The 22980-nt window shown below is 45.5% G+C and carries 19 protein-coding genes; 1 reads left to right on the top strand and 18 read right to left on the bottom strand.

The window, feature by feature from the left end:
• Window positions 1–90: 90 nt before the first annotated feature.
• The 18 genes from HQN90_RS04865 to HQN90_RS04780 all read right to left on the bottom strand — a co-directional run bounded on the left by HQN90_RS04865 (window position 91) and on the right by HQN90_RS04780 (window position 22365).
• Window positions 91–1497 carry a UDP-N-acetylmuramoyl-tripeptide--D-alanyl-D-alanine ligase gene (locus tag HQN90_RS04865; protein ID WP_173216723.1) on the bottom strand — a complete coding sequence of 469 codons (1407 nt, stop codon included), beginning with the start codon at window positions 1495–1497 and terminating at the stop codon, window positions 91–93.
• Complete coding sequence (locus tag HQN90_RS04860; RefSeq protein ID WP_173216722.1) at window positions 1494–2981, bottom strand: UDP-N-acetylmuramoyl-L-alanyl-D-glutamate--2,6-diaminopimelate ligase; 1488 nt, start codon at window positions 2979–2981, stop codon at window positions 1494–1496. The genes HQN90_RS04865 and HQN90_RS04860 overlap by 4 nt, the downstream gene beginning before the upstream one ends.
• A 106-nt stretch (window positions 2982–3087) precedes the next feature.
• On the bottom strand, window positions 3088–5016 hold the full coding sequence (locus tag HQN90_RS04855) for a stage V sporulation protein D (RefSeq protein ID WP_173216721.1): 1929 nt from the start codon (window positions 5014–5016) through the stop codon (window positions 3088–3090).
• An 85-nt stretch (window positions 5017–5101) separates the two neighbouring features.
• A complete protein-coding gene (locus HQN90_RS04850) occupies window positions 5102–7384 on the bottom strand; it encodes a penicillin-binding transpeptidase domain-containing protein (protein ID WP_173216720.1) in 2283 nt (760 codons plus the stop codon).
• Between the two features lie 15 nt (window positions 7385–7399).
• Window positions 7400–7834 (bottom strand): cell division protein FtsL, encoded by a 435-nt coding sequence (gene ftsL, locus HQN90_RS04845; RefSeq protein WP_173216719.1) that lies wholly within the window; start codon window positions 7832–7834, stop codon window positions 7400–7402.
• A 20-nt stretch (window positions 7835–7854) separates the two neighbouring features.
• A complete protein-coding gene (rsmH, locus tag HQN90_RS04840; protein WP_079420024.1) occupies window positions 7855–8805 on the bottom strand; it encodes a 16S rRNA (cytosine(1402)-N(4))-methyltransferase RsmH in 951 nt (316 codons plus the stop codon).
• A 50-nt stretch (window positions 8806–8855) separates the two neighbouring features.
• Window positions 8856–9293: a division/cell wall cluster transcriptional repressor MraZ gene (mraZ, locus tag HQN90_RS04835; protein ID WP_079420022.1), complete on the bottom strand. Its 438-nt coding sequence runs from the start codon at window positions 9291–9293 to the stop codon at window positions 8856–8858.
• Between the two features lie 119 nt (window positions 9294–9412).
• Window positions 9413–10570 (bottom strand): DUF4349 domain-containing protein, encoded by a 1158-nt coding sequence (locus HQN90_RS04830; RefSeq protein ID WP_173216718.1) that lies wholly within the window; start codon window positions 10568–10570, stop codon window positions 9413–9415.
• Between the two features lie 562 nt (window positions 10571–11132).
• Window positions 11133–12395: an adenosylhomocysteinase gene (locus HQN90_RS04825; protein WP_173216717.1), complete on the bottom strand. Its 1263-nt coding sequence runs from the start codon at window positions 12393–12395 to the stop codon at window positions 11133–11135.
• Between the two features lie 12 nt (window positions 12396–12407).
• A complete protein-coding gene (gene bshC / locus HQN90_RS04820; RefSeq protein WP_173216716.1) occupies window positions 12408–14042 on the bottom strand; it encodes a bacillithiol biosynthesis cysteine-adding enzyme BshC in 1635 nt (544 codons plus the stop codon).
• Between the two features lie 152 nt (window positions 14043–14194).
• Entirely contained in the window at window positions 14195–15151 is a 957-nt protein-coding gene (locus HQN90_RS04815; RefSeq protein WP_173216715.1) for an ABC transporter ATP-binding protein, read from the bottom strand.
• Window positions 15141–16181 carry an ABC transporter ATP-binding protein gene (locus HQN90_RS04810; protein ID WP_173216714.1) on the bottom strand — a complete coding sequence of 347 codons (1041 nt, stop codon included), beginning with the start codon at window positions 16179–16181 and terminating at the stop codon, window positions 15141–15143. Before HQN90_RS04810 ends, HQN90_RS04815 begins: the two co-directional genes overlap by 11 nt.
• A gap of 13 nt (window positions 16182–16194) precedes the next feature.
• Window positions 16195–17127, bottom strand: coding sequence for an ABC transporter permease (locus HQN90_RS04805; protein WP_173216713.1), 933 nt, complete (start codon window positions 17125–17127; stop codon window positions 16195–16197).
• 3 nt (window positions 17128–17130) lie between these two features.
• Entirely contained in the window at window positions 17131–18063 is a 933-nt protein-coding gene (locus tag HQN90_RS04800; protein ID WP_173216712.1) for an ABC transporter permease, read from the bottom strand.
• A gap of 105 nt (window positions 18064–18168) precedes the next feature.
• Complete coding sequence (locus tag HQN90_RS04795) at window positions 18169–19845, bottom strand: peptide ABC transporter substrate-binding protein (RefSeq protein WP_173216711.1); 1677 nt, start codon at window positions 19843–19845, stop codon at window positions 18169–18171.
• Window positions 19846–20243: 398 nt separating this feature from the next.
• Entirely contained in the window at window positions 20244–20645 is a 402-nt protein-coding gene (locus tag HQN90_RS04790) for a DUF3397 domain-containing protein (protein ID WP_173216710.1), read from the bottom strand.
• Between the two features lie 13 nt (window positions 20646–20658).
• Window positions 20659–21606, bottom strand: a complete 948-nt coding sequence (locus HQN90_RS04785; RefSeq protein ID WP_173216709.1) for a ketopantoate reductase family protein — start codon at window positions 21604–21606, stop codon at window positions 20659–20661.
• A gap of 105 nt (window positions 21607–21711) precedes the next feature.
• The gene (locus HQN90_RS04780) at window positions 21712–22365 is read right to left on the bottom strand and encodes an RsfA family transcriptional regulator (RefSeq protein ID WP_173216708.1); all 654 of its coding nucleotides are present in this window, start codon (window positions 22363–22365) and stop codon (window positions 21712–21714) included.
• Between the two features lie 370 nt (window positions 22366–22735).
• Between HQN90_RS04780 and HQN90_RS04775 the strand changes: the two genes are divergently transcribed.
• The gene (locus HQN90_RS04775; RefSeq protein ID WP_028558057.1) at window positions 22736–22966 is read left to right on the top strand and encodes a DUF2626 domain-containing protein; all 231 of its coding nucleotides are present in this window, start codon (window positions 22736–22738) and stop codon (window positions 22964–22966) included.
• Window positions 22967–22980: the final 14 nt, after the last annotated feature.

Here is a 22980-nt window from a genome sequence, read left to right as displayed (position 1 = left end):
AATTGCGTTTTCCACGTCGGTTCCCCCTGCTCGTTTCCGCCTTCCGAAAACGATCTACTGTTTCTTCCTTATCGTCAACTCACCCGCCGATTAAGCGAGCAAAGCTTGCACTACTTGTTCAAGCCTCATGCCGCGTGAGCCTTTCACGAGCACAAGATCATCTTTCTGAGCTAAAGCGGCCAGTTCAGCCGCAAGCTGATCTTTCTCATCGAAAGCGCGAACGTGCCCTTGCGGAAACCGCGCCTCCGCTTCGTCTGCAATGAAGCGGCCCAAACGGCCGAACGTGAAGACGTAATCGACACGTTCGGAAGCTATCATCGCACCAATGTCGCGATGAAACTGCTCTTCATGCTCGCCAAGCTCCAGCATATCGCCGAGCACAAGAAACTTGCGACCGAAGCCGCCGAGCTGCTCGGTCAACGCAATCGCCGCCCGCATGGAAGCGGGGCTGGCGTTATACGCATCGTTAAGCACGGTCAGCCCAGAGGCTGCCGTCAGCTTCTCGATGCGCATGCTCGTCATCTGCAGCGAGCGAAGTCCCGCTGCAATCGCGATTGGCGCGACGCCGAAGGTCTCGCCGATGGCAATGGCCGCTAACGCATTAATGACATTATGCGTACCGAGCAAGGGAATGAACAATTCCGGATAGCCGGGCGAATTGATCTGGAAGTAGGCCCCGTCCGCATCCATTCGGATATCGGTCGGGAACAGATCATTGCCCGCGCCGCTGCCGAAGCGAATGCGGCGCAGCCCTTCAACCTCAGCTTGCTCCTCATTAGCACCCAGACCTCGCTCAGCGAGGGCCTGTTCAATCAGCGGCTCATCGCCGTTGTAGATGAGCAGCCCATCCTTGGGCATACCGCTGGCAATCTCGGCCTTCGCCCGTGCGATCTCGTCCCGCGAGCCCAGCTGAAGCAAATGCGACTCGCCGATCATCGTGATGATCGCCGCCTCAGGCTCCGCCAGATCAGACAACAACTCGATCTCGCCTCGCCCGCTCATCCCCATCTCAACCACGGCAAATTGCGTGGTTTCTTCCAACTGGAGCAGCGTAAGCGGCAAGCCGATGTGATTATTCAAATTGCCTTTCGTTTTATGCACCTCATACGTACTGCCCAGAACGGCTGCAACCAAATCTTTGGTAGTCGTTTTACCGTTGCTGCCTGTAATCCCTATAATGCGCACTGACAATTGCTTGCGATACGCTTTGGCTAATTGCTGTAGGGCTGTCAAGGTATCAGCAACACGGATATGAGGAATGCCGATTGGAGCCGCGCCATGATTATCCTGCCACAAAATGGCAGAAGCTCCTTTGGCATAGGCTTCTTGAACATACGAATGCCCATCAAAATTTTCACCGATTAAAGGAACAAATAAGCTGCTTGTCTGGATAGAGCGAGTATCAGTGGAAACGCCGGTTACTTGAGTAGCGCCGGCTCCCTCTGATACCTCACTCCCCAACATCACTGCGATTTGCTCTAGTGTACGTTGGATCATCGTCCTCTCCCCCTTATCGCAGCCTTAGCCACCAAACGATCGTCGAAATCATGTTTAACCCCCATGATATCCTGATACGTTTCGTGGCCTTTTCCCGCTATCAATATTACATCCTTGGGGCCTGCCCCTTCAATAGCCTTTTGTATCGCTTTTTTGCGATCCACGATGAATTCAGCCTTTTCGGCCGGATAATTTACCTCTTGCAAGCCAGGCCGGATATCGGCAAGAATAGCCTCCGGATCTTCGGTTCGAGGATTGTCGGAAGTCACATATAAATAATCGCTGTAGGCAGCAGTCACTTTCCCCATAATCGGACGCTTCGTTCTGTCACGGTCACCGCCGCACCCAAATACCGTAATGACCTTGCCTTCTGCGAATTCGGAAATCGTTGACAGCGCGTTCTCCAAACCGTCAGGCGTGTGGGCATAGTCAACCAAGACCAAGTACTCCTGACCTTCGTCCACAACCTCCATACGTCCCTCAACCACGTTTAAGCTTTCCAAGCTATTCCGGATGGCTTCAAGCGAAATACCCTCAGCCAAAGCCGCAGCAATCGCCCCAAGCGCGTTGTACACATTGAATTTACCAACCAGCTTCATTTGAAAATAAGCTTCGCCTGCAAACGAGATCAACTGGAATTCCGTGCCTTTGGCCGACATTCGAATATTCGCTGCTCGAACATCGCACTCCTGACTGATTCCATAGGTAATGATCTGCGCAGCAGTTAATTTGCTAAATAGGGCAGACGCTTCGTCATCCGCATTGAGAATCGCATATTGACGCTCAGCAGGATTGCTTGTGAAGCCGTTCCCTAATCGAGAGAACAACAACCCTTTTGCCGCAGCATAGGCTTCCATCGTTTTGTGATAATCCAAATGATCCTGAGTTAAATTCGTAAAAATCCCCGAACGGAAATGAATCCCCTTGACACGTCCCAGCTCTAAAGCATGGCTGGAAACTTCCATCAGGCAATAATCGGTCTTGTGCTCACACATTTTACGAAAACTGCTTTGCAGATCAACCGCTTCTTGGGTGGTCCGCTCCATTTCGTAATAGTTGTCCCCGATTTTCATCTCAATGGTGCCCATAAGTCCGGTGATAAAGCCTTGGTCTCGCAATATTTTTTCGAGCAAATAGGTAGAAGTCGTTTTACCGTTCGTTCCTGTAAAACCTATAATCTTCATTTCTTTGCTCGGATAGCCATAGAAATGGGCAGACAACGCAGCCATGGCATATCTGGCATCTTTGACAACCAGCTGCGGGATCGGCAGATCGAGCACTCTTTCCGTAACAAGCGCAGAAGCCCCAAGCGCAATCGCTTTTGGGGCATAGTCATGGCCATCTACGGTTAATCCAGGAATACATAGGAATAAGTACCCTGGTTTAATTTTACGAGAGTCTGCTTCAATCCCCGTAATTTCTGTTTCAGCATTACCATGGATATGGGTAATGAGCAATGCGGAAGCAAGCTCCTGCAGTTTCATGAGCAACCTCTCCTTACCAGTTTTCTATCTATTATGGACAATTTTATGCAGTTGGAAAAGCAAAACATGTCTACATTAGAAATCTTTTTTGACCGTTCCTCCCCATCTACTGCGGGGGCGGCGTATTGGATAAAAAGATTCGAATCGTTGAGCCTTGATCCACACGCGAGCCTGCCTTAGGCGCTTGACTAATGACATAGTTGCCATTACCCGACTTCGCCAGCTTAAAATTCATGTTCAGATCTTCTAATATATCATCAACTGACGCTCCAACCAAGTCCGGCACCTCAACAATCGGAATTTCCCCATAACGGTACTCTTTATTGAGCTGCGCTTTATCGGGTTCGACCTTCATATATCGGAGTGCGTCAGCCATCATGTTCTTCACTAATGGGGCTGCGATAAGCCCGCCAAACTGTATGCCTTTCGGGTCATCAACAGCAGCATAAATAACAATCTTCGGATTATCCGCCGGCGCAAAGCCGATGAAGGAAACAATATGCTCATCCGGTGAATACCGACCATTAATTACCTTTTGCGCTGTTCCTGTTTTGCCCCCGACCCGGTAGCCGTCAATGAAAGCATTTCGCCCTGTCCCCAGAGCCACGACGCTTTCAAGCGCTTCACGGACCTGCTTTGAGGTTCCTTCCGAGATCACATTACGCACCAATTGCGGCTCAACGACATTGACAACCTCGCCCGTATCCGGCTTTGTGAACGATTTGGCCACATAAGGCTTAAACAGCTTGCCGCCGTTGATTGCTGCGGATACCGCAGTAATTTGTTGGATTGGCGTTACCGACACCCCTTGACCGAAAGCCGTTGTTGCCAGCTCAACCGGTCCGACTTGTGACGGCTTAAACATAATCCCGTTTTCTTCCCCGCCGAGATCAATTCCCGTCTTCTTGCCAAAACCGAATTTGGAAATATAGTCAAACAACTTCTCCTTGCCTAAGCGCTGCCCCATAACAACGAAGCCAGGGTTACAGGAATTTTGCACCACCTGCAGCATCGTTTCACTGCCATGACCGCCACGCTTCCAGCAACGCAGCCTAGCTCCGCCAACTTCAATAAAACCAGGGTCAAAAAATTGCTCATTTTTGAGATCGACCTTTTTTTCCTCTAACGCAGCCGCCAATGTAATGATCTTGAAAGTAGAGCCTGGCTCATACGTTTTCCAAATCGGCAAGTTCCGATTGTACGTTTCGCTCGGAAAATCCTTGTAGTTGCCTGGTTCATAGGTCGGTCTGCTGCCCATGGCGAGAATTTCGCCATTATTCGGATCCATCATAATGGCGACAACATTTTGCGCCTGGTACTGCACCATTGCTTGATCCAATTCTCTTTCCAACACAGACTGCAGATGACTGTCAATGGTCAATTTCACATTCAGGCCATCCTTGGGACTCGTATACGTATCCGTTGTCCCCTCTAGCGTTCTGCCCGCAGCATCTGTCATATAAGAAATATTTCCGGGAATCCCGGTCAATTGACTGTCATATTTCGCTTCAATCCCCGTAATTCCTTTATCAATTCCCGCGAAGCCAAGAATATGCGCCGCTAAATTGCCGAAGGGGTAGTATCTTTTATTATCTTCTGCGACAACGATGCCCGGAAGATGAAGATTGCGGACTTCCTGCGCCTTTTCAATCGTTATTTTGCGCCCGGCAGGCTTTATATCGACTTGGGAAGTTCTTTTGGTAATTTGCTTAAAGATGTCCTCTTCATTTCCTTGAAGCACTTCGGCAAGCTTCGCAGCGGTACTTCGGGCATCTTGAACCTGAACAGGAATGGCCACAATCGTCGGGGTACTCATACTGTAGGTCATCGTAATCCCATTGCGGTCTTGAATTTCGCCTCTTTTGGGCGCAAATTCAATCTTCCTTCGCCAACTATCTTCCGCTTTATTCGCCAAGTCTTGTCCAATCCATAGCTGAACGTAAGCCAGACGAATGATTAGCGCAGTGAAGATGACGGTACTAATGATAAGTGCAGTAAACAATCTGCGACGAACGGTAACGTTAGAAACACGCATGAACGTTCAATCTCCCTTCCCAAATAAGTCAAGTCATTCCTAACATGACTATTCGGGACAAACAGGGGTTAGAACAAGCTCTACGTTACGGGGTCTTTTTGCCGGTAGAACGTTGATCCTCCGTTTTCGCTTTCGGTGGCGGCGTCGTTGTTGAAGCAGACGACTGAGCATCCGATGCTGCTGTTTTCTCACTAAGCGGCTTAAGCTGGAGTGTCGCGCTTCGCCCTTCTCCGTCACCGGCTACAGCTTGATCCGAGACGTAGCCTTCTCCTGAGGTTTGGCAATCCACCTTGAAAAAGGAGCAAGCCTCTACGGCATCCCGTAAGGATCGTCCAACCAAATTCGGCAATGGCATTCCATCCACAGGTTGCATTGCTACATAAATTCGTTGTGTAGACAAGATTTCTGTTCCAGCTTTGGGAAATTGGTCAACGACTTTATTGCCTTTGCCAAAGACTTCAAGTGATAACCCACTTTCTTTCGCGATTGCCTTGGCACTTTCCGACGTTGATCCCGAGAAATTAGGAACCGTCAGCTTGTTCGCTTCCTTTGCCACCATCTTGGTTTGCTTGTTGGACGCGACGCCCATATATTGCAGTGATTCTCCGACAATTTCTTTAAAAGCAGGCGCCAAAACCTGTCCCCCCAAATGATAGTTGCCGCCTAGATCCGGCTGGTCCGCGATCAGGGTAACTAAGATTTGTGGATTTTCAACAGGGGCATAGCCGATAAAGGAAATAACCCACGTATTCGGTGAGTACGTTTTTTCACCGGGACGAACGAGATTCGCAGTTCCGGTCTTTCCTGCTACCCGATAACCTTCCATATAGGCAAGCTTACCTGTACCAATCTCTTGGTCAGAGACCACTTGCTCGAGATACCCGCTTACTAGATTCGCTGTTTTTTCGCTAACCACTTGTCTAACCACTTTGGGTTCAAAAGATTGAATCGTTTTCCCTGTTTTCGGATCGATAATATCTTTGACAATATGAGGCCACATCAGTTTCCCGCCGTTTGCCATTGCTGCATATGCGGCTGTTTGTTGAATAGCCGTAACCACAACTTTCCCCTGACCATAAGTCGCTGTTGCGATTTCTGGCTTATATTTCATATCGACTAATCCCGAAACTTCATTGGGCATATCAATATTCGTTTTTTCCTCAAAACCAAATTTGGTAATATAATCTCTGAACTTGGGTTCAGTCAATTTTTCTAAGCCTAGCTTGACGAATGCCACGTTGCTTGACCGTTTCAATCCATCCAGAAAAGAGATCTTCCCCCAACCAACGTAATTGTGGTCATGAAGGACCCTGTCCGCCACCTGAATTTGACCTGACTGGTACATCTCCGCAGGATTGAAAACACCTTCTTCAATTGCACCTGCTAGCGTGACCAGCTTGAACGTCGACCCTGGCTCATAACGTGAAGCCACAGCGCCATTTTTAAAATCGGCCTGATCCTTAAAATTCCAATACGTATTCGGATTAAAGGTTGGTGTATTCGCCATGCCTAATATTTCCATCGTTTGCGGATTGACAGCAATAGCCGTTAAGCCTTTAGGATGCCACTTGTCGTTGACTTTCGCCAACGCGCTTTCCAAATAGAACTGAATGTTCTTATCAATCGTAAGCCGCACGTTATTGCCATCAATCGCAGGTTTAAAATCTACCTTCGCGTCAGGCAGCTCAACGCCTTTTCCATCCTTTTCATAGCTTAGCATGCCAGGAATGCCCTTGAGTGTATCATTCAGCTTGAGCTCCAAGCCTAATGCGGCATCCCCTTCTTTATTCGTGTAACCAAGAATATGCGAAGCTAGCGTTTGACCAGGATAATATCTTTTCTTCTCTTCTAAAATACTAATTCCCACATTCGCCCTGGTAGAGAGCTTGAGCTTAATTTGAAGCGTCGCGATCAACTCACGCACCTTATCCGCTTTCTCTTTATCAATCTTCCAGCCTTCATTCCTGATCTCCACATTGGCAGCAAAATCTGATCCATCCTGCTTCAATCTCGTTGCTAATTTCCTGATTTTATTAACAAGTTCTGGTTTCGTTTCTTCCGATTCTTTCAAAATTTCTGCTAGCCCCTGCACAATTGGTTCAGAGACTTTATAGCCGTCTATCACTTTAGGGTTGAGGGCAATGGTATAAGCGGTCCCTTCAACGGCCAACGCCTTGTCATTTCTATCCATGATGGTCCCTCTGACAGGGGCAATAATCTTATCTGTCTCCCATCTAGTCTCAGCGCCTTTCAGCAGCCAAGACGCCTCTACCACTTGAATCCAATAGACTCTACCAACAAGGACAACAAAAAGAAGGGTGAAAAACCCTCCGATGAGTAAAGATCGCAGCTTAATTTTTTTAGTCATATCCATACCTGCCCGTTACGGTTTAGAAGCTGTTTTCGTATTTTTACTGCTGCTGGTGCTAGACTTCGGTTTGGGAGGCGTCACTAGGCTAACTTGCTTCTCATCTTGCAAATTAAACCCGAGACGCGTAGCTTCCTCTTTTAAGCGATCTGGACTTTGCAGTTTCTCTACTTCTTGCTTCAAAGCGCTGTTCTGAGCTTGAATATCGCGAATTTCATTTTGCATTTTTAGAATATTCGCATTCATTTCATAGATGGCCGCGTAGCGCCATATAATGACACCAGCTACGATAACACATAGCACGACTGTGAATAAGTAGAGCATTTTCTCTTGTGTCGGCAATGACTTATTGCGATAAACAACTTTAGTCGTTTCTTTGATCTTAACCTTCTGCTTGGGTACAGCGCGTTTCTGATCGAGAGCCAAATTGCCTTGGATGTAAGATGGCATATCTTCGTTCCTCCCTTGGTTCAAAGCTTCTCTGCAATCCGCAGTTTTGCTGATCTCGCCCTCTGATTCACTTCAAGCTCATGCTCACTAGGTATGATCGGTTTACGCGTCACTAATTTGACAGTTCCTTTTTTCACGCATACGCAAAATGGAAGATCGGGAGGACATGTGCATTTCTCCACATTTTTCACGAAAAACTGTTTGCAAATACGATCTTCCAACGAGTGGAATGTTATCACTGCAACGCGCCCTTGCGGTGCAAGACAACGAACTGACTGTACTAACGCTTCTTCAAAAGCCCCTAACTCATCATTGACTGCAATGCGCAATGCTTGGAAGCTGCGCTTGGCCGGATGACCGCCGGTTCTTCTGGCTGCTGCTGGAATGCCTTCTTTTATTAACTCGACCAGTTCCCCAGTCGTTTCAATCGTTTTTTTGGTTCTTGCTTCGGCAATGACACCTGCAATTCGTCTGGAGAACTTCTCTTCGCCATACTCGAACAAAATGCGAGCAATTTGCTCTGGCGACCATTCATTGACGATCGTTTTGGCCGTTAATGCCGTCGTACGATCCATTCTCATATCAAGCTCTGCGTCATGATTGTAACTGAATCCCCTGTCTCCATCATCCAATTGAGGAGAAGAAACGCCAAGATCAAATAAGATGCCGTCAACCTGAGGGACGCCGTCCCGAAGAGCTCTAGGCTCGTTGCGGAGTACATTTTCCAAGTCTCTGAAATTGCTTTTCACAATTTTTACGCGATCCAGATAAGGAGCAAGAACCGTTTGAGCATTGGCTAATGCAATATCATCCTGATCTAGCGCAATCAGCAAGCCATTGGGACCTAGTTTGGATGCAATCAGGGAGCTATGACCTGCTCCTCCCATCGTACAATCCACATAAACGCCATCCGGCTTTATATGTAAACCTTCAACAGATTCTTCCTTAAGTACAGTCACATGATGAAACACTTGTTGTCCTCCTAAGAGTTTTCCTTTGGGAAAACTCACTTCGTAAGTATCTATAAATCAAAATTGAAATCGACGAGTTTCTCTGCTATTTCATTAAAGGATTGTTCCGATTCATTGGCATAGCTTTCCCAAATTTGCTTACTCCAAATCTCAACTCGGTTAGAAACGCCGATAACCACACAATCTTTCTCAAGCTTGGCGTGATCAACGAGATTACCTGGGATGTTCGCTCTCCCTTGTTTATCAAGATCACACTCCGTAGCTCCGGAGAAGAAGAAGCGGGTAAACGCCCGAGCATCCGATTTCATAAGCGGCAGCGCTTTGAGCTTCTGCTCGAGTATCGCCCATTCCGACTGCGGATAGACGAATAAACACTGATCCAAGCCGCGGGTGATAACAAAGGATTCTCCAAGGGCTTCACGAAATTTGGCGGGAATGATCATTCGCCCCTTTTCGTCGATGCTATGTTGATATTCACCCATGAACATAGCATGCGCGCCCCCTTTCCCTCCACTTTGTACCACTTTCCACCACTTTTTAATCATAATTCGCCAAAAATGAAATAAATCCTGCTTCGGGAGCAGGATTTTCAAAATTATTTTCAATTTTAGGTCGATTCGATGTCTTTTGCTTCTTGTTTTTCAGCATCCAATGTGTTCAACGAAGCATTTTGCGCTTTCAGCTCATTGCGCACCGCCAGTAATTCCCTATTTCTTTTACGTCTGTACAACCAGATTGGCGTCCCAATCAACAATGCAATGACAATAACAGGAAAAGCTGCAGCCAAGAAAACAAGAATTCCCTGCATCACTGCAACAAGAACATTGAGACTGGAACTCCAAGCTTTGTGAAGCCGTTCTTGAAGTGTTAATTGATTCGGATCCGAGAGCAGCGGTTTGTTTCCAGTTTGCTGATACATCCTCAGCTCAATGGTGGAGAACGCTACGTTCTGATCTAGATATCTCATTTGACCCTTGATCTGTTCAATCGTCTCCTGAACTTTGGAAAGCTCATTCGAGAAGGCCAGGAGATCATCCGTTTTCGATGCCTTTTCCATAAAGCTAAGCAGGCGGGCTTCAACCAGCTCTTTGGCTTTAAGGCGGGAACTTAGATCCACGTATTGTTCTGTCACATCCTGCCCCTGTACATTCCGCTGCAGCGAGGGACTAATTTTCTCTAAACCGTCTAACAAGGAAACAAACCCGTTCGCAGCTACCTTAATCGTATACGTACCGCCCCGCTCCCCCGTGTTGGCATTTTCAGAGAACTGCAGGATATAAGCGCCGCTTAATGCAACTAGGTCACGAAGCGCCGTTTGCGACTTGCTGTAATCCTCCACAGGCATAACCAAATTAGCACGATAAATTAATTTTCGGTTAAAGCCTGCCGCTTCATCGCTTCCTGTTGCCGGCATCACGCTAATCGGCGCAGCATCCTTCGACTTCTCGACAACCAATTGTCCGCTTCCAGCTTGAGCTGCAGGTACAGCAGCTGCCTTATCTTCGGAGCGTTTGGCCGTTTCAGCTTGTTTGCCATCCATACGTATCTGATCGCTCGTTTCGTTTGTCGACGACTTGGCTGTGTCGGGAGCAGCTGAGCTGCAGCCGGACAAGAGCGCAATAACTACGATACAAACGACTAATACATACCACGTCGTCCACTTCCTCCCTCGCTCCCTCCCTTGCTTCATTCCACCTGCTGTCAACACTCCGTACCTCTGCCCTCGCATGCGACTGTTGATCTCTTTACGCTTCAAGCCCCCCATGATAACACTCCTCTTTTCCAAATATAGGCTATACACCCTATAAACGGGGTGCACCTAAGAAAAGTTGCATGTTTGATTGTTCATTTGGAGCAAGAACACAAAATTCCAATCTTAAAAGCACGATTACCATTCATCCACTTGGATGAAGCACCCTCTTTTGGGGCCCGACTCGATAATTTCAATCTGGAAGGTCCGGCTCTCATGGCAAGATGTCATCTTTCTGCTAACACAGGCAGCAGACAGACATTTGTCAAACGGAAGAAGAGCATACCCCCCTCCATTTCGGACACCACAATCGTGGTACATGAATACAACAAAAGCAAAAGCCTGCAAAAATGCAGGTATTATCAGCAAAATCAGCTGAAACACAGTAAAGCCTGCGATTATGCAGGCTTTTCAAGTGTTTCCGTCCCCAAATCAAGAAAAACCCTCAAAAGCCTGCATAATCGCAGGCATTTACTGATTCGGGGCCTTCCACGACCATAAAGGATGCATAATTGCAGGAAATTAGCAAAAAAGCCTTCCAACCACCAAAGTGGATTGAAAGGCTCATCATTATGGCTTAATGCTCAGCCCAGCTGTCTAAGTACATTTTTTGCTCTTCCGTCAAGAAATCAATACTAGTACCTAATGATTCCAGTTTGAATCTAGCCACCTGCTCATCCAAAACATAAGGAACATTTACAACGGTTTTGCCCAACTTTTCATACTCATCGTTGACATATTTCAAGGACATCGCTTGCAGCGCGAACGTCATATCCATGATTTCAGCCGGATGTCCATCACCTGCAGCGAGGTTCACGAGACGACCTTCAGCCAGCACGTAGATTTTGCGGCCATCTGTCAACTGATATTCTTCAATATTGCGTCGCACGGTACGTTTGGAAGAGGACATCGCCTCAAGTTCAGGTTTATTCACTTCCACATCAAAGTGGCCTGCATTCGAAAGAATAGCTCCATCTTTCATAACCTTGTAGTGCTCTCCGCGAATAACATCGCGATTCCCCGTAACGGTTACGAAGAAGTCACCCAGCTTAGCCGCTTCTACCATTGGCATAACAGCAAAACCATCCATGTACGCCTCAACGCCTTTGATTGCGTCGATCTCAGTAACGATAACATTCGCGCCCAGACCCTTCGCACGCATCGCAACACCTTTACCGCACCAGCCGTAGCCGACAACAACAACGGTTTTACCTGCCACAACCAAGTTCGTCGTACGATTAATGCCATCCCATACAGATTGCCCTGTTCCATATCGATTGTCGAACAAGTATTTGCAGAAAGCATCGTTCACAGCAACCATCGGGAATTCAAGCTTTCCTTCTTTCTCCATCGCTTTCAGACGCAGAATACCTGTTGTTGTTTCTTCCGCACCGCCGCGAACTTGCACAGCCAAATCCTTGCGTTCGGAATGCAAAATGGAAACCAAGTCACCACCGTCATCAATGATAAGATCAGGTTTTGTTTCAAGCGCTTTAATCAATAATTCCTTGTACTCTTCCGGACTTGGATTATACTTGGCAAATACAGTGATGCCATCTTCCACAAGCGCGGCACAAACGTCATCTTGCGTTGAAAGCGGGTTGCTGCCCGTAATTGTAACTTCCGCTCCGCCAGCTTTAACCACTTTGGCTAGATAGGCCGTTTTCGCTTCTAGATGCAAAGAAATTGTCACTTTCAACCCTTTGAAAGGCTGCTCTTTCTCAAATTGCTCCCGAATGCGATTCAAAACAGGCATGTGAGCCTGAACCCAGTCAATCTTTAAATGTCCGTCTGGGGCTAAAGCCATATCAGTTACAATACTTTTGTTAACAGTTGTCATGGTCGTTTCCTCCTACAAATAATAAACACGATGCAAACCGTCTACTGGTATTGCATTCTCCACTAAATCACGAAGCCAATCATTCCCATATCGGTTTAGATAAGCACACCCATTATACACTCTTTCTTGCGGCTTTGCTAACGGTAATATTGTAAGGCGTATACGCTCCAACTGTCTAAGTGCTGCATCGAACTGCGCTTTATACGCTTCCCCTGCTTTGTGCTGCAGAAACTCGATCTGCTCAAGAATCTTTAAGAGATTCGTGTCCCCCAGCTTTTTGACACCGGGATTGATCGCAGCCAATGTTTCGACAAGCGGCGCATAGCTCGCATGGAAATCCTTTTTCACAACATCGAAACGTTCATTTAACTGCAGCGTATCTTGCGCATCGAGCCAAGCTTGTTTCTTTTGTTCGAAACGTTCAAGCACGTCAGCAAAAGTGAACTCATATTTATTCATTTGCTTATGAACGGTACCTTCGATGAGCGTAAACTCCAGCCGCGGCGCTAAGATTGGCATTTTCATACCAAATTGTTCAAAAGCGTGTTTCGTTAACGCCCAGTAGGCAATTTCACCAGCTCCAAGAACCGTTGCCAGTACAGGAAATAAAAATTCCTGCATCAGCGGCCGCGTCATGACGTTATTGCTCAATTGCGTAGGCGTTGTCAAAGCCATATCAAGAAGTTGCTCCTTAGTAAAGCGATACTCGTTCTTCTTATCTGCAAAGTATTCTCCCTCACGGTGCAAAAGCAGGCGCTGCTCACCAGCAAAAACAAACAGATTAGCGCTCTCTTGTGTGATCTCCGCTTGAACGCCATAACCTGCTTGCTTGACCTCATCCTGACTTTTCAGCAGCGAGGCTGTCAACGCTTCATTTTGAACGATTAGTTGCTCAAACATGGATGCTTCCAGCGCACGCAGATTCGGCTCATCCGAATCAATGAGAACAAGTCCGTATTCACCAAATAAGATGGCCATCCATCGTGCAAAAGCATCGGACAAGGAAGCCTCGCCAACCACAGTCCCTTCTAGTTTCGCTAGCAAGGAAGCTTTGAACTCCGTATCCATTAATGATTGATCCAAGGCATTCAATGCTTCTTTCCAAGCTTCAGCCGTAAGTGGAAGTCTGCTGACTGATGTCCGCTTGCCTGTCGGATGATCCATTTTCACTTTCTCAATCTGCTGGGCTTGGGATAACATGTGTATATGATTGACTTCATCGAAATCGTGATCCTCGCCTGCAATCCAGAAAACAGGCACGACTGGGCGCTCCAATTTCGCGCTCCACTCACGCGCCAATTGAATAAGCGTAATCGCTTTGTACATGACCAAAAGCGAACCCCCGAACAAGCCAGCTTGCTGTCCTCCTACAATCGCGAGCGCGTCTTTCCCTGCAAGTGCTTTAATCTGCACGGCAGCAGCTTGTGAGTTGCCAATACGTTCATTATAAGCTTGCAGCACTTCTACCAGGCGCCCGCGATCAGCCCGCAGGGAAGTTCCGCCATCCTGTAGCCAAGCCACACGAGATTGCCAATCTTCCAGGTTTCCAAAATGATACGGATATAATGTTTTTGCTTGATCCGATTGACCAATATAATCTTCCGCTAATATCTGATTTTTCTTCCAATGAAAAGTATCCATTTGCATAAGCTTTCTTGTGTCTCCTCTTCACAACAAATAAAACAGCTATTCTTTGATTGTACACGTAAGCCCCGAAATCGTCAAAACTGTATTTTTAAAAATTACAATTAAAATTCGAACAAGGCAAAAAGCCGCCCCCTAAGGGACGGCCGAAGATATTAATACAAATGACAAGCAACAAAGTGGTGTGGTTCCACTTCTTTGGAAGGCGGCATCGAATCAGCACATTTCGCCATTGCTTGCGGGCAGCGCGTACGGAACGGACAGCCGCTTGGCGGGTTGAGCGGACTTGGCACGTCTCCCTGAAGAATGATACGCTCACGCGTACGTTCAATCTCCGGATCCGGGATCGGAATGGCCGAGAGCAATGACTGCGTATAAGGATGAAGCGGCTTCGCATACAGGTCATCGGAGGTCGTAACCTCAACGAGGTTGCCCAAGTACATAACGCCGATACGATCAGAAATATGCTTCACCATCGCCAAGTCATGCGCAATAAACAAATAGGTCAAGCCCATTTCTTTTTGCAATCTTTTGAACAGATTAACAACCTGTGCTTGAACAGATACGTCCAAGGCCGAGATCGGCTCATCCGCGATAATAAATTTAGGTTCAATCGCCAAAGCACGGGCAATCCCGATACGTTGACGTTGGCCGCCGGAGAACTCATGCGGGAAGCGGCTGGCATGCTCGTCGTTCAAACCAACAGCACGCAGCAATTCCATCACGCGTTCTTTCCGTTTAGCCCCTTTGTAGAGACCATGGATATCAATGCCTTCTGCAATGATATTACCAACGGTCATACGCGGGTTCAAGGAAGCGTAAGGATCTTGGAATACCATTTGCATATTCCGATTAAAATCCTTCAGCTTCTTGCCTTTCATTTTGTGAACATTTTCGCCATCGAAAATAACTTCGCCTTCCGTGACGTCATACAGATTGATAATCGTACGTCCGGCTGTCGATTTCCCGCAACCAGATTCCCCTACAAGACCAAAGGTTTCACCACGATTGATTTCTATGGAGAAATTGTCAACGGCCTTAAGCACCTTGCCATTGCCAAGATTAAAATGCTTCTTCATATTGCGAATTTGCAAAATAGGTTTATTGGACATGTTGATGACCTCCTACTCCTACAGGACGTTCAACTTTCGGTGCATCAGGATGCAACAGCCAGCACGCGGAACTGTGAGTCTCCGAAAGCGTTGTATGCTCCGGATCTTCCTCCAAGCAATGATTCATCGCGTATGGACATCTGGCTGCAAAAGCACACCCTTTTGGAGGTGCAAATAGATCTGGCGGCGTACCCGGAATCGGGACAAGCTCTTCATTACTATTCGTATCCAAACGAGGCACCGAGCGAAGCAAGCCCCATGTATAAGGATGCTGTGGATCGTAGAAAATTTCGTCTACAGTTCCTTGCTCGACAATTTTACCTGCATACATAACAACAACACGCTGTGCCATATCTGCAACGACACCGAGATCATGTGTAATTAAGATAATAGAAGAGTCCGTTTTCTCCGAAATGGTCTTCATCAAATCAATGATTTGCGCTTGAATCGTAACATCCAGAGCAGTCGTCGGCTCATCGGCAATTAACAGCTTAGGCGAACAAGCCAGTGCGATTGCAATCATGATACGTTGTCGCATACCACCAGAAAGCTCATGCGGATACTGATGAATACGTCCTTCCGGCGAATTGATCCCAACTAATTTAAGAATCTCAATCGCTTTCTCTGTTGCCGCTTTTCTGCTCAAACCTTCATGCTTGATCAAACCTTCTGTGATTTGATCGCCGACTTTCATCGTCGGGTTGAGTGATGTCATCGGATCTTGGAAAATCATGCCGATTTCGGATCCGCGAATTTTTTCCATTTGCCTGTTGGATAGCTTTGTAATATCACTTTTCCCATCGAACAGGATCGAGCCACTTTTTATATAGCTAGGCGGAGTAGGAATTAAACGCATGAGCGTTTGTGCCGTAACGGATTTACCGCAGCCGGATTCACCTACAATCGCCAACACTTCACCTTTTTTCAAAGAAAAAGATACGCCGCGAACAGCTTGGACTTCTCCCGCATAGGTTTGGAAAGAAACCCTTAAATCTTTAACTTCAAGTAAATTGTCTTTGATGCTCATCATTATTCACCCCTTCTTACTTGCGCATTTTCGGATCAAGCGCGTCGCGAAGCCCGTCACCAAGGACGTTAAAGCTTATTAGAATCAAACTGAAAACAATGGTCGGGATAATCAAACGATAAGCATATAAACGCATAACATTAGCACCGTCGGATAATAAGTTACCCAGTGAAGCCAGCGGCGGTCTAACGCCTAGTCCAATAAAGCTTAAGAAAGCTTCCGTAAAGATCGCTGATGGGACAACAAACGTAATTTGTACGATGATGATGCCCAAAGCATTCGGAATTAGACTGCGCAAAATAATTCTCATCGGAGAAGCACCCAATGTACGGGAAGCAAGAACAAATTCCTGCTCTTTCAATGTCAACATCTGACCCCGCACTAGACGGGCCATTGGAACCCACCCCGTAATACTATAGGCGATGATGATCGAAGAAATCCCTGATCCGATAACCATAATCAAGAGAATCGCGATCAACAAGAAAGGAATCGCATAAACGATTTCAATCGTACGCTGCATAACTTCATCGACTTTCCCGCCGTAGTAGGCAGAAATACCACCATAGATAACACCAACCACTAAATCGATCAATGCCGCGGTAATACCGATGAAAAGGGAAATTCGTGTACCTACCCAGACACGCGTCCATAGATCGCGTCCAAAATCATCTGTTCCAAACCAATGATCAGCGCTTGGCATCGCGTTTTTCAACTTTAAGTTTTGTGTCTGATAATCGTAGCTAGAAACAAGAGGCGCAATAATCGCTAATAGGATCAAAGCTGCCAATATAATTAAGCCAGCCATAGCCAGTCTATTTTTCTTAAGTCGTCTCCATGCGTCCTGCCAGTAATTGAGCGAAGGTCTTACAATTCTATCGCCAGTTAAAGATTTATTCGATACGGGAGCAAACTTAAAGTTAGCCTCAGATGTGTTATTTGGAGTTTGCATCAATTATTTCCCGCCTTTCCCAAGACGAATTCTAGGGTCAACAAAACCGTACGCTACGTCAGTAAGAAATACTACTAAAATTAGAATACTTGAGTAAAAAATGGTTAATCCAGAAATCATCGTGTAGTCATTGGAAGTAACCGAGCTCACAAAGTGTTTCCCCAAGCCTGGCACCGAGAAAATTTGCTCTACAACGAGTGTACCTGTGATGACGTTTACAAATATTGGGCCGATAATTGTGATAACCGGTAAAATCGCATTCCGAATTGTATGTTTAACAACGACGGTAAGATTGGATAAGCCTTTGGATTTCGCCGTTTTAATATAATCTTGATTCAGTACATCCAACATGGACGTTCGCATCAGACGGGCTAGAATCGCAATGGTACCAAAGGAAAGCGCGAGTGACGGTAAGATGACGTATTTGGGTCCTTTCCATAATCCAGCAGGAAGTATGCCCCATTTAACGCCAACATAATAAGATAAAAGTGGCCCTAGAACGAAAGACGGGATAGATACACCCAAAATCGCAATGAACATCGCTGTATAGTCGCCTGCTTTGTTATGCTTCAGTGCCGCGATAATACCTAATGTTAAACCTACTACAATAGCAATAGCAATGGAAATTAAACCAAGCTTCAGTGAAGAAGGAAATGCTTGTTTAATAATATCCGTAACTTTGTGAGCCGGGAATTGAAAGGAAGCTCCTAGATCGCCATGGATGATGTTGTTCATGAAAGTCAAGTACTGTTCCCATAATGGCTTATCTAAGCCATATTGCTTCAACAACATCTCTTTCGTAGCTTTAGGAATCCGTTCGGCGCCTTCTCCAAGTGGATTACCTGGTAAGTTTTTCATCAATACGAAAGTAAATGATGCAATTAGCCATAACGTAATAAGCGCGTATAAGAAACGGCGAAGAATGAACTTAACCATATTGCTCCTCCTTTATTAAAATTAACTCTTGAGAAATTTAGAAGAGGCCGCTCCCACGAGGTGCGAAAGGCCTCTTCTTTAACTAAATCACTATCCGAACTTAGATTACTTGATTGATGTCCATTTCAATTCCCACTCTTGTCCAAAGGCCGGAAGAATCAAGCCGTTTACATTCTCTTTTTTCAAGTAAGCACGTGTACGGAAGTAAAGAGGTGCTACACCTTGATCATCCATAAGGATTTTCTCAGCATCGATCAATGCTTTGGAACGCTTAGCAGCATCAACTTCGGTTTGAGCGGATTTGACCAGCTTATCGTATTCTGGGTTGCTGTAATCGCCTTCGTCAAACTCTCCGCCTGTTACCCACATATCCAAGAACGTCATTGGATCGTTGTAATCAGCTCCCCATAGGGACAATACGATATCGAAATCTTTTTTGGAGGAAAGCTCGATACGCAAAGCATGTGGAACTGGGTTCGCTACAGCATCGTAACCAAGGTTTTGTTTCCATTGCGCCAAGATGAACTCAAGTGATTTTTTCGCAGTTTCAGTATCATCTGCATTCACTTTCATTTTTGGAAGCTCAGTTAAACCTAGCTCTTTCAAACCTTCAGCTAGCAATTGTTTTGCTTTCGCTGCGTCGAATTTCGGTTGTGTTTCGCCAGCTGATTTACGGAAGTCTCCGCCGTTACCGTCAGAAGTACCACCTGGTACTAGACCTGTAGAAGCAACGGAACCGTTAGCAAGAACTGTATCTACATAAGCTTGACGGTCAATCGCCATACCTAATGCTTGACGAATTTTCTTGTTGCCTAGAGCTGGAACTTTTTTCGTTTGGTACATCAGGTAAGAGTTCGTCAACTCTGGTTTAGGCAGGTTGTCCGGTTTACCTTTGTAAAGCGTCAGTTGATCGCGGTTGATTTCTGTCAAATCAGCTGCGTCTGTTTCATATAGGTTAAGACCTGTATTGGAATCTTTAACGATGTTAGCTGTAACTTTTGTAAGCTTCACGTTAGCAGCATCCCAATATTTATCGTTTTTAACAAGTTCAAGCGTTTGACCGTGATCCCATTTGCTCAGAACGAACGGACCCGCACCAATAACTTTATCAACTTCAGCGCCGTATTTGTCACCAGCTTTAGTAACGAAATCTTCTCTTTGCGGGAAGAATGTTGCGAAAGCAAGCAATTGTGTGAAGAAGGCTACCGGTTTTTCAAGTTTGATTTCCAGTTGTTTATCGCTAATTGCTTTTACGCCAAGAGCATCTTGTGCCGTTTTAACTTCTTCAGGCGTTTTCGCTTTAGTAACTGCTTCTCCACCTTTAATCCAAGCAACGATGAAGCTGTATTGAGCTTTTGTGCTAGGATCAAGTGTACGTTTGAAGGAATATACGAAATCTTGTGCTTTAACAGGCTGTCCATCCGACCAAGTTGCATTATCACGAATGTCAAACGTATATGTCAGACCATCTGCGGAGATTTTCGGGAAATCTTTGGCAAGTGCTGGAGTAGCCTTACCATCTTTATCTGTACGATAAAGTCCTTCGTTAAATGCGCCAAGGAACGTGAAGGCAGCATTTGCTGTTGTTTTGGAACTATCCATGATTGGAGGCTCAGCTGTAAAATTGATTTTCAGCTCTTGTGGCTTGTTGGAAGCTGGAGCTGACGTACCTTTCGTATCCCCTGTAGTTGAAGGACTTTCCTCTTTCTTAGCACAACCAATTGCTACACTACCCATCAGGGTTAATGCTACTGCCGTTGAAACCCACTTCGTCGCTTTCATAAAACTCCTCCTTTAAAATTATGTATATCTAGATATTTATGGCTAGGTGTGTTGAGAGTTATTATTACATAAACTTTACACCATGAACCCATTAATAAATGAAACCGCTTCAACCATGTTAGGATATCTTACGTAAAGCTATGGTAAAAAAAATTACTAGACTCTACGCAAGGAATTATAACATATTACCAAAGTTTGTCCAGAATTAATTTACCTTTGTAAGAATAATGTTATAATCATATAAGGCGGAAAAGCGCCTCACGGATTCTAATTATACAACCATCGGTCAATAAAATCTAGACGAAATTCATTGTTATTTTCTACAAATCTGCAATAAATATTACAAAGATCATAGAAAAAAATGAATTTTTCTTCCCAATAGCATGAATAAAGGAAGACTACGTCAAGAAAATATAGTTTTTCCCGACATGCAGAAAAAACAATAAAATATACAGCGCCGAAAGCCCCAGAAAGCTAAGTCTCCAGACTACCCTGCTCACCCGCATTAAATCCGTTTTGCCTTTGAGATTCGTTTGATAACCGCCAATAATGCCAAAAGCAATAAGCAGAACGAGTGCGATTAACCAAAACCCAAAATTCGTATGGAACAATTGGTTCCACATCAAAGAAACTGACCCCAGCAAAAAGAACGTTGTCACATCCATCGTTAATCGCGTTGTCATCTTCTTATCCCGAAGAAAAGCATAAACGAGAAGCCACAACAGAATAAACGTAATAAATGGCGCAACAGCCAATAGGGCATATAAATTCATAAACCAGCTGGACAGCAGTTTCCACATCAGAGACACCTTCTTATCCTAGAGCTTTGACGATTTGATAAACCGTTTGGTGCGTAGGAAGCTTAAGATTCAGCGAATTCGCCATCTCCAGAAGGCTTCCGTTAATTCGATCTATTTCAGTTGGACGAGCATGAAGTATATCTTGGAGCATCGAAGAATGATTCTTAGCTGTAGCTGCGCAGACATCAAGTATGGTGTTCCACAATGTGTCAGGAAGCTGCACAGCTCTGGCTTCAGCTATGATACGTGCTTCTTGATACAAGCTTTCCATCAGGCTTAGCGACCAGGTTGAATGCAGCAGCTCGCCATTTTGCACACGCATAATGGCTGTAAGAGGATTAATGACCGCATTGATGATCAGTTTGCTCCAAATTCTTACATCCATGTTGTTCGACATCTCTGCCTGAAATCCTGCCTTCTGAAGCAGCTCCACTAACAAAATATGCGAAAATAGACCTATACCCTCCTCCTGTTTTAATAGCCCCAGGTAGGTAGTACCCGCTCCGGTATGAGCGACAGCTGTCATCCCCTCTTTTCTGGCCCCTTCTGTCGTGACTGCCAAAAGCAATCTATTTGGACTAATGGCGCTCTTCAACATTTCTTCGTGGCCAACACCGTTCTGAAAACTGACCAAATAGGTGCTTTCATTCATTTGCGCTTTCACATATTCAACAAGCTTCTGTGTGATGGCAGGCTGTTTCACCATGAGAAAAAGGTAATCATATGACGGTTTCAAAGACCCCGTGAATTCCGCTTCTTCTATATAGTAGTTAAATGTTATTGACGCGTTATAACCATTTTGCTTCTCATCATCTGCACCTATGATCGCAATCCCCCGTGCAGTCAACTCCTCAGCTTGCTCTCTCGTTCTTGCAATGACCGTTATATGTTCACATAAAGCCGCTAGCTTGGCAGCATATAATAGTCCCAAGGAGCCTGCTCCTACAATCATGATACGCATCCCTTCAACCCCTCTCGTTGCAAACTCCATTATAACCAACAAAAAAGCCCCAGTCCAAGGATTCTCCTTGATCTGAAGCTTCTGGCTAACGGTCATACAACTAGTCTACTCTACTCTTTCTAAATTTCCGTTCGCGTCCATTTTGAAACGCGGCTTTTCCTCTTCCTCTTCTTCCACTAAAAAGGCCATTTTGCGCGCTCGATCCATAATCTGAATCAGTGCTTTATAATCATCATTGACGACTCGATAGTCGGTTTCTACTTCATTGACTTGTTTGTTCAGCTTGTTGTTTTCTCTTCCAAGCCTATCTAATTCATCCTCTTTGTCCTGCAGTTCTTTTTCCAAGTTTTTGATATGACGATTCATATCTTGATATGTGCTTCGCCATTGTCTCAAAAAGCGGATGACAGCATCAATGGATAACGTCTCTTCGGTAAAAGTCTCTGTTTTACCCGTTGACAACTCCGGATTATCCAGCAATCCAATCGAGGATGAGCCGGAAATGGAAACCGCGGCATGCTTCTTAAGCTGTGTTCTCTTCTGACGCTGCGCCTTGGCAATTTGAATGGCTGCCTCATATTTCTTCCGTACAAAGCTGTTCCAACGAAAACCGCAGGCTGCTGCTGTACGTCCAATGCGTTCCCCAACTTCCTCAAACGCAGATAGTTGCGTGCTTCCTTCTCGGATGTGACGCAGTGTCACCTCCGCTAAGATCAAGTCGTCTTCATCGCTCCAAGCATCTTGTCTAATTGCCGACATAAGGTCAAACCTCCTAACATAATGTACAGATGCATCTAACTGAAAGCTTCTGGCTCGCAGGAACATTGCCGAGCTTGCTTCCAAAGTGAATAAAGAAGAATCAATTCGTAGATAACAGGTATAAATTGATTCGTGCCATTAGTACTATTTCTATGCCCGTACTAGAGTTCATAGAATCTATTTGATACTAAATGGTATTGCCAAATTTTTTGACACTCATACATGGGATTCCGATAAAAAGACATACTACTACTATCTGATGAAATGTTTTCAATTTCGTCACCGTTTGACGGTTTACACGGTTCAGTTCAAAAGGTATAATGTGTTGTAGTTAAAGTGCAACGTGGTACGAGAGGGGGATGTAACGAGAATGGATCGCATGTTTCGGGTTCTAGGTTTTTGGACACTTGTTATCGCGCTGATGAGCTTAGCAGGCGATATGATACCTATGTCTCTAATTTTCTTTTTTCAAACAGCCGTATTCGTTATTCTAGGCTATATGCGCTTGTCAGAACGTACCTACATATTGTTGTTCTGGGGATATATGATTATTTCCTTCAGCGGATTTACGTACTGGTCATTTTTCAAAATGTCAATCTAATTTCCACTACCTTA

The sequence above is a fragment of the Paenibacillus alba genome, from assembly GCF_013204855.1.
GTDB classification, from domain to species: Bacteria; Bacillota; Bacilli; order Paenibacillales; family NBRC-103111; genus Paenibacillus_E; species Paenibacillus_E alba.
The sequence above is the reverse complement of the archived record's forward strand: the minus strand, read 5'-3'. Positions and strand labels throughout refer to the sequence as shown.

What these genes read in the sequence shown, in the direction of transcription:
- HQN90_RS04865 (WP_173216723.1), bottom strand. Translation starts at nt 1,497, where the DNA reads ATGATCCAACGTACACTAGAGCAAATCGCAGTGATGTTGGGGAGTGAG.
- HQN90_RS04860 (WP_173216722.1), bottom strand. Translation starts at nt 2,981, where the DNA reads ATGAAACTGCAGGAGCTTGCTTCCGCATTGCTCATTACCCATATCCAT.
- HQN90_RS04855 (WP_173216721.1), bottom strand. Translation starts at nt 5,016, where the DNA reads ATGCGTGTTTCTAACGTTACCGTTCGTCGCAGATTGTTTACTGCACTT.
- HQN90_RS04850 (WP_173216720.1), bottom strand. Translation starts at nt 7,384, where the DNA reads ATGACTAAAAAAATTAAGCTGCGATCTTTACTCATCGGAGGGTTTTTC.
- ftsL (WP_173216719.1), bottom strand. Translation starts at nt 7,834, where the DNA reads ATGCCATCTTACATCCAAGGCAATTTGGCTCTCGATCAGAAACGCGCT.
- mraZ (WP_079420022.1), bottom strand. Translation starts at nt 9,293, where the DNA reads ATGTTCATGGGTGAATATCAACATAGCATCGACGAAAAGGGGCGAATG.
- HQN90_RS04830 (WP_173216718.1), bottom strand. Translation starts at nt 10,570, where the DNA reads ATGGGGGGCTTGAAGCGTAAAGAGATCAACAGTCGCATGCGAGGGCAG.
- HQN90_RS04825 (WP_173216717.1), bottom strand. Translation starts at nt 12,395, where the DNA reads ATGACAACTGTTAACAAAAGTATTGTAACTGATATGGCTTTAGCCCCA.
- bshC (WP_173216716.1), bottom strand. Translation starts at nt 14,042, where the DNA reads ATGCAAATGGATACTTTTCATTGGAAGAAAAATCAGATATTAGCGGAA.
- HQN90_RS04815 (WP_173216715.1), bottom strand. Translation starts at nt 15,151, where the DNA reads ATGTCCAATAAACCTATTTTGCAAATTCGCAATATGAAGAAGCATTTT.
- HQN90_RS04810 (WP_173216714.1), bottom strand. Translation starts at nt 16,181, where the DNA reads ATGATGAGCATCAAAGACAATTTACTTGAAGTTAAAGATTTAAGGGTT.
- HQN90_RS04805 (WP_173216713.1), bottom strand. Translation starts at nt 17,127, where the DNA reads ATGCAAACTCCAAATAACACATCTGAGGCTAACTTTAAGTTTGCTCCC.
- HQN90_RS04800 (WP_173216712.1), bottom strand. Translation starts at nt 18,063, where the DNA reads ATGGTTAAGTTCATTCTTCGCCGTTTCTTATACGCGCTTATTACGTTA.
- HQN90_RS04795 (WP_173216711.1), bottom strand. Translation starts at nt 19,845, where the DNA reads ATGAAAGCGACGAAGTGGGTTTCAACGGCAGTAGCATTAACCCTGATG.
- HQN90_RS04790 (WP_173216710.1), bottom strand. Translation starts at nt 20,645, where the DNA reads ATGTGGAAACTGCTGTCCAGCTGGTTTATGAATTTATATGCCCTATTG.
- HQN90_RS04785 (WP_173216709.1), bottom strand. Translation starts at nt 21,606, where the DNA reads ATGCGTATCATGATTGTAGGAGCAGGCTCCTTGGGACTATTATATGCT.
- HQN90_RS04780 (WP_173216708.1), bottom strand. Translation starts at nt 22,365, where the DNA reads ATGTCGGCAATTAGACAAGATGCTTGGAGCGATGAAGACGACTTGATC.
- HQN90_RS04775 (WP_028558057.1), top strand. Translation starts at nt 22,736, where the DNA reads ATGGATCGCATGTTTCGGGTTCTAGGTTTTTGGACACTTGTTATCGCG.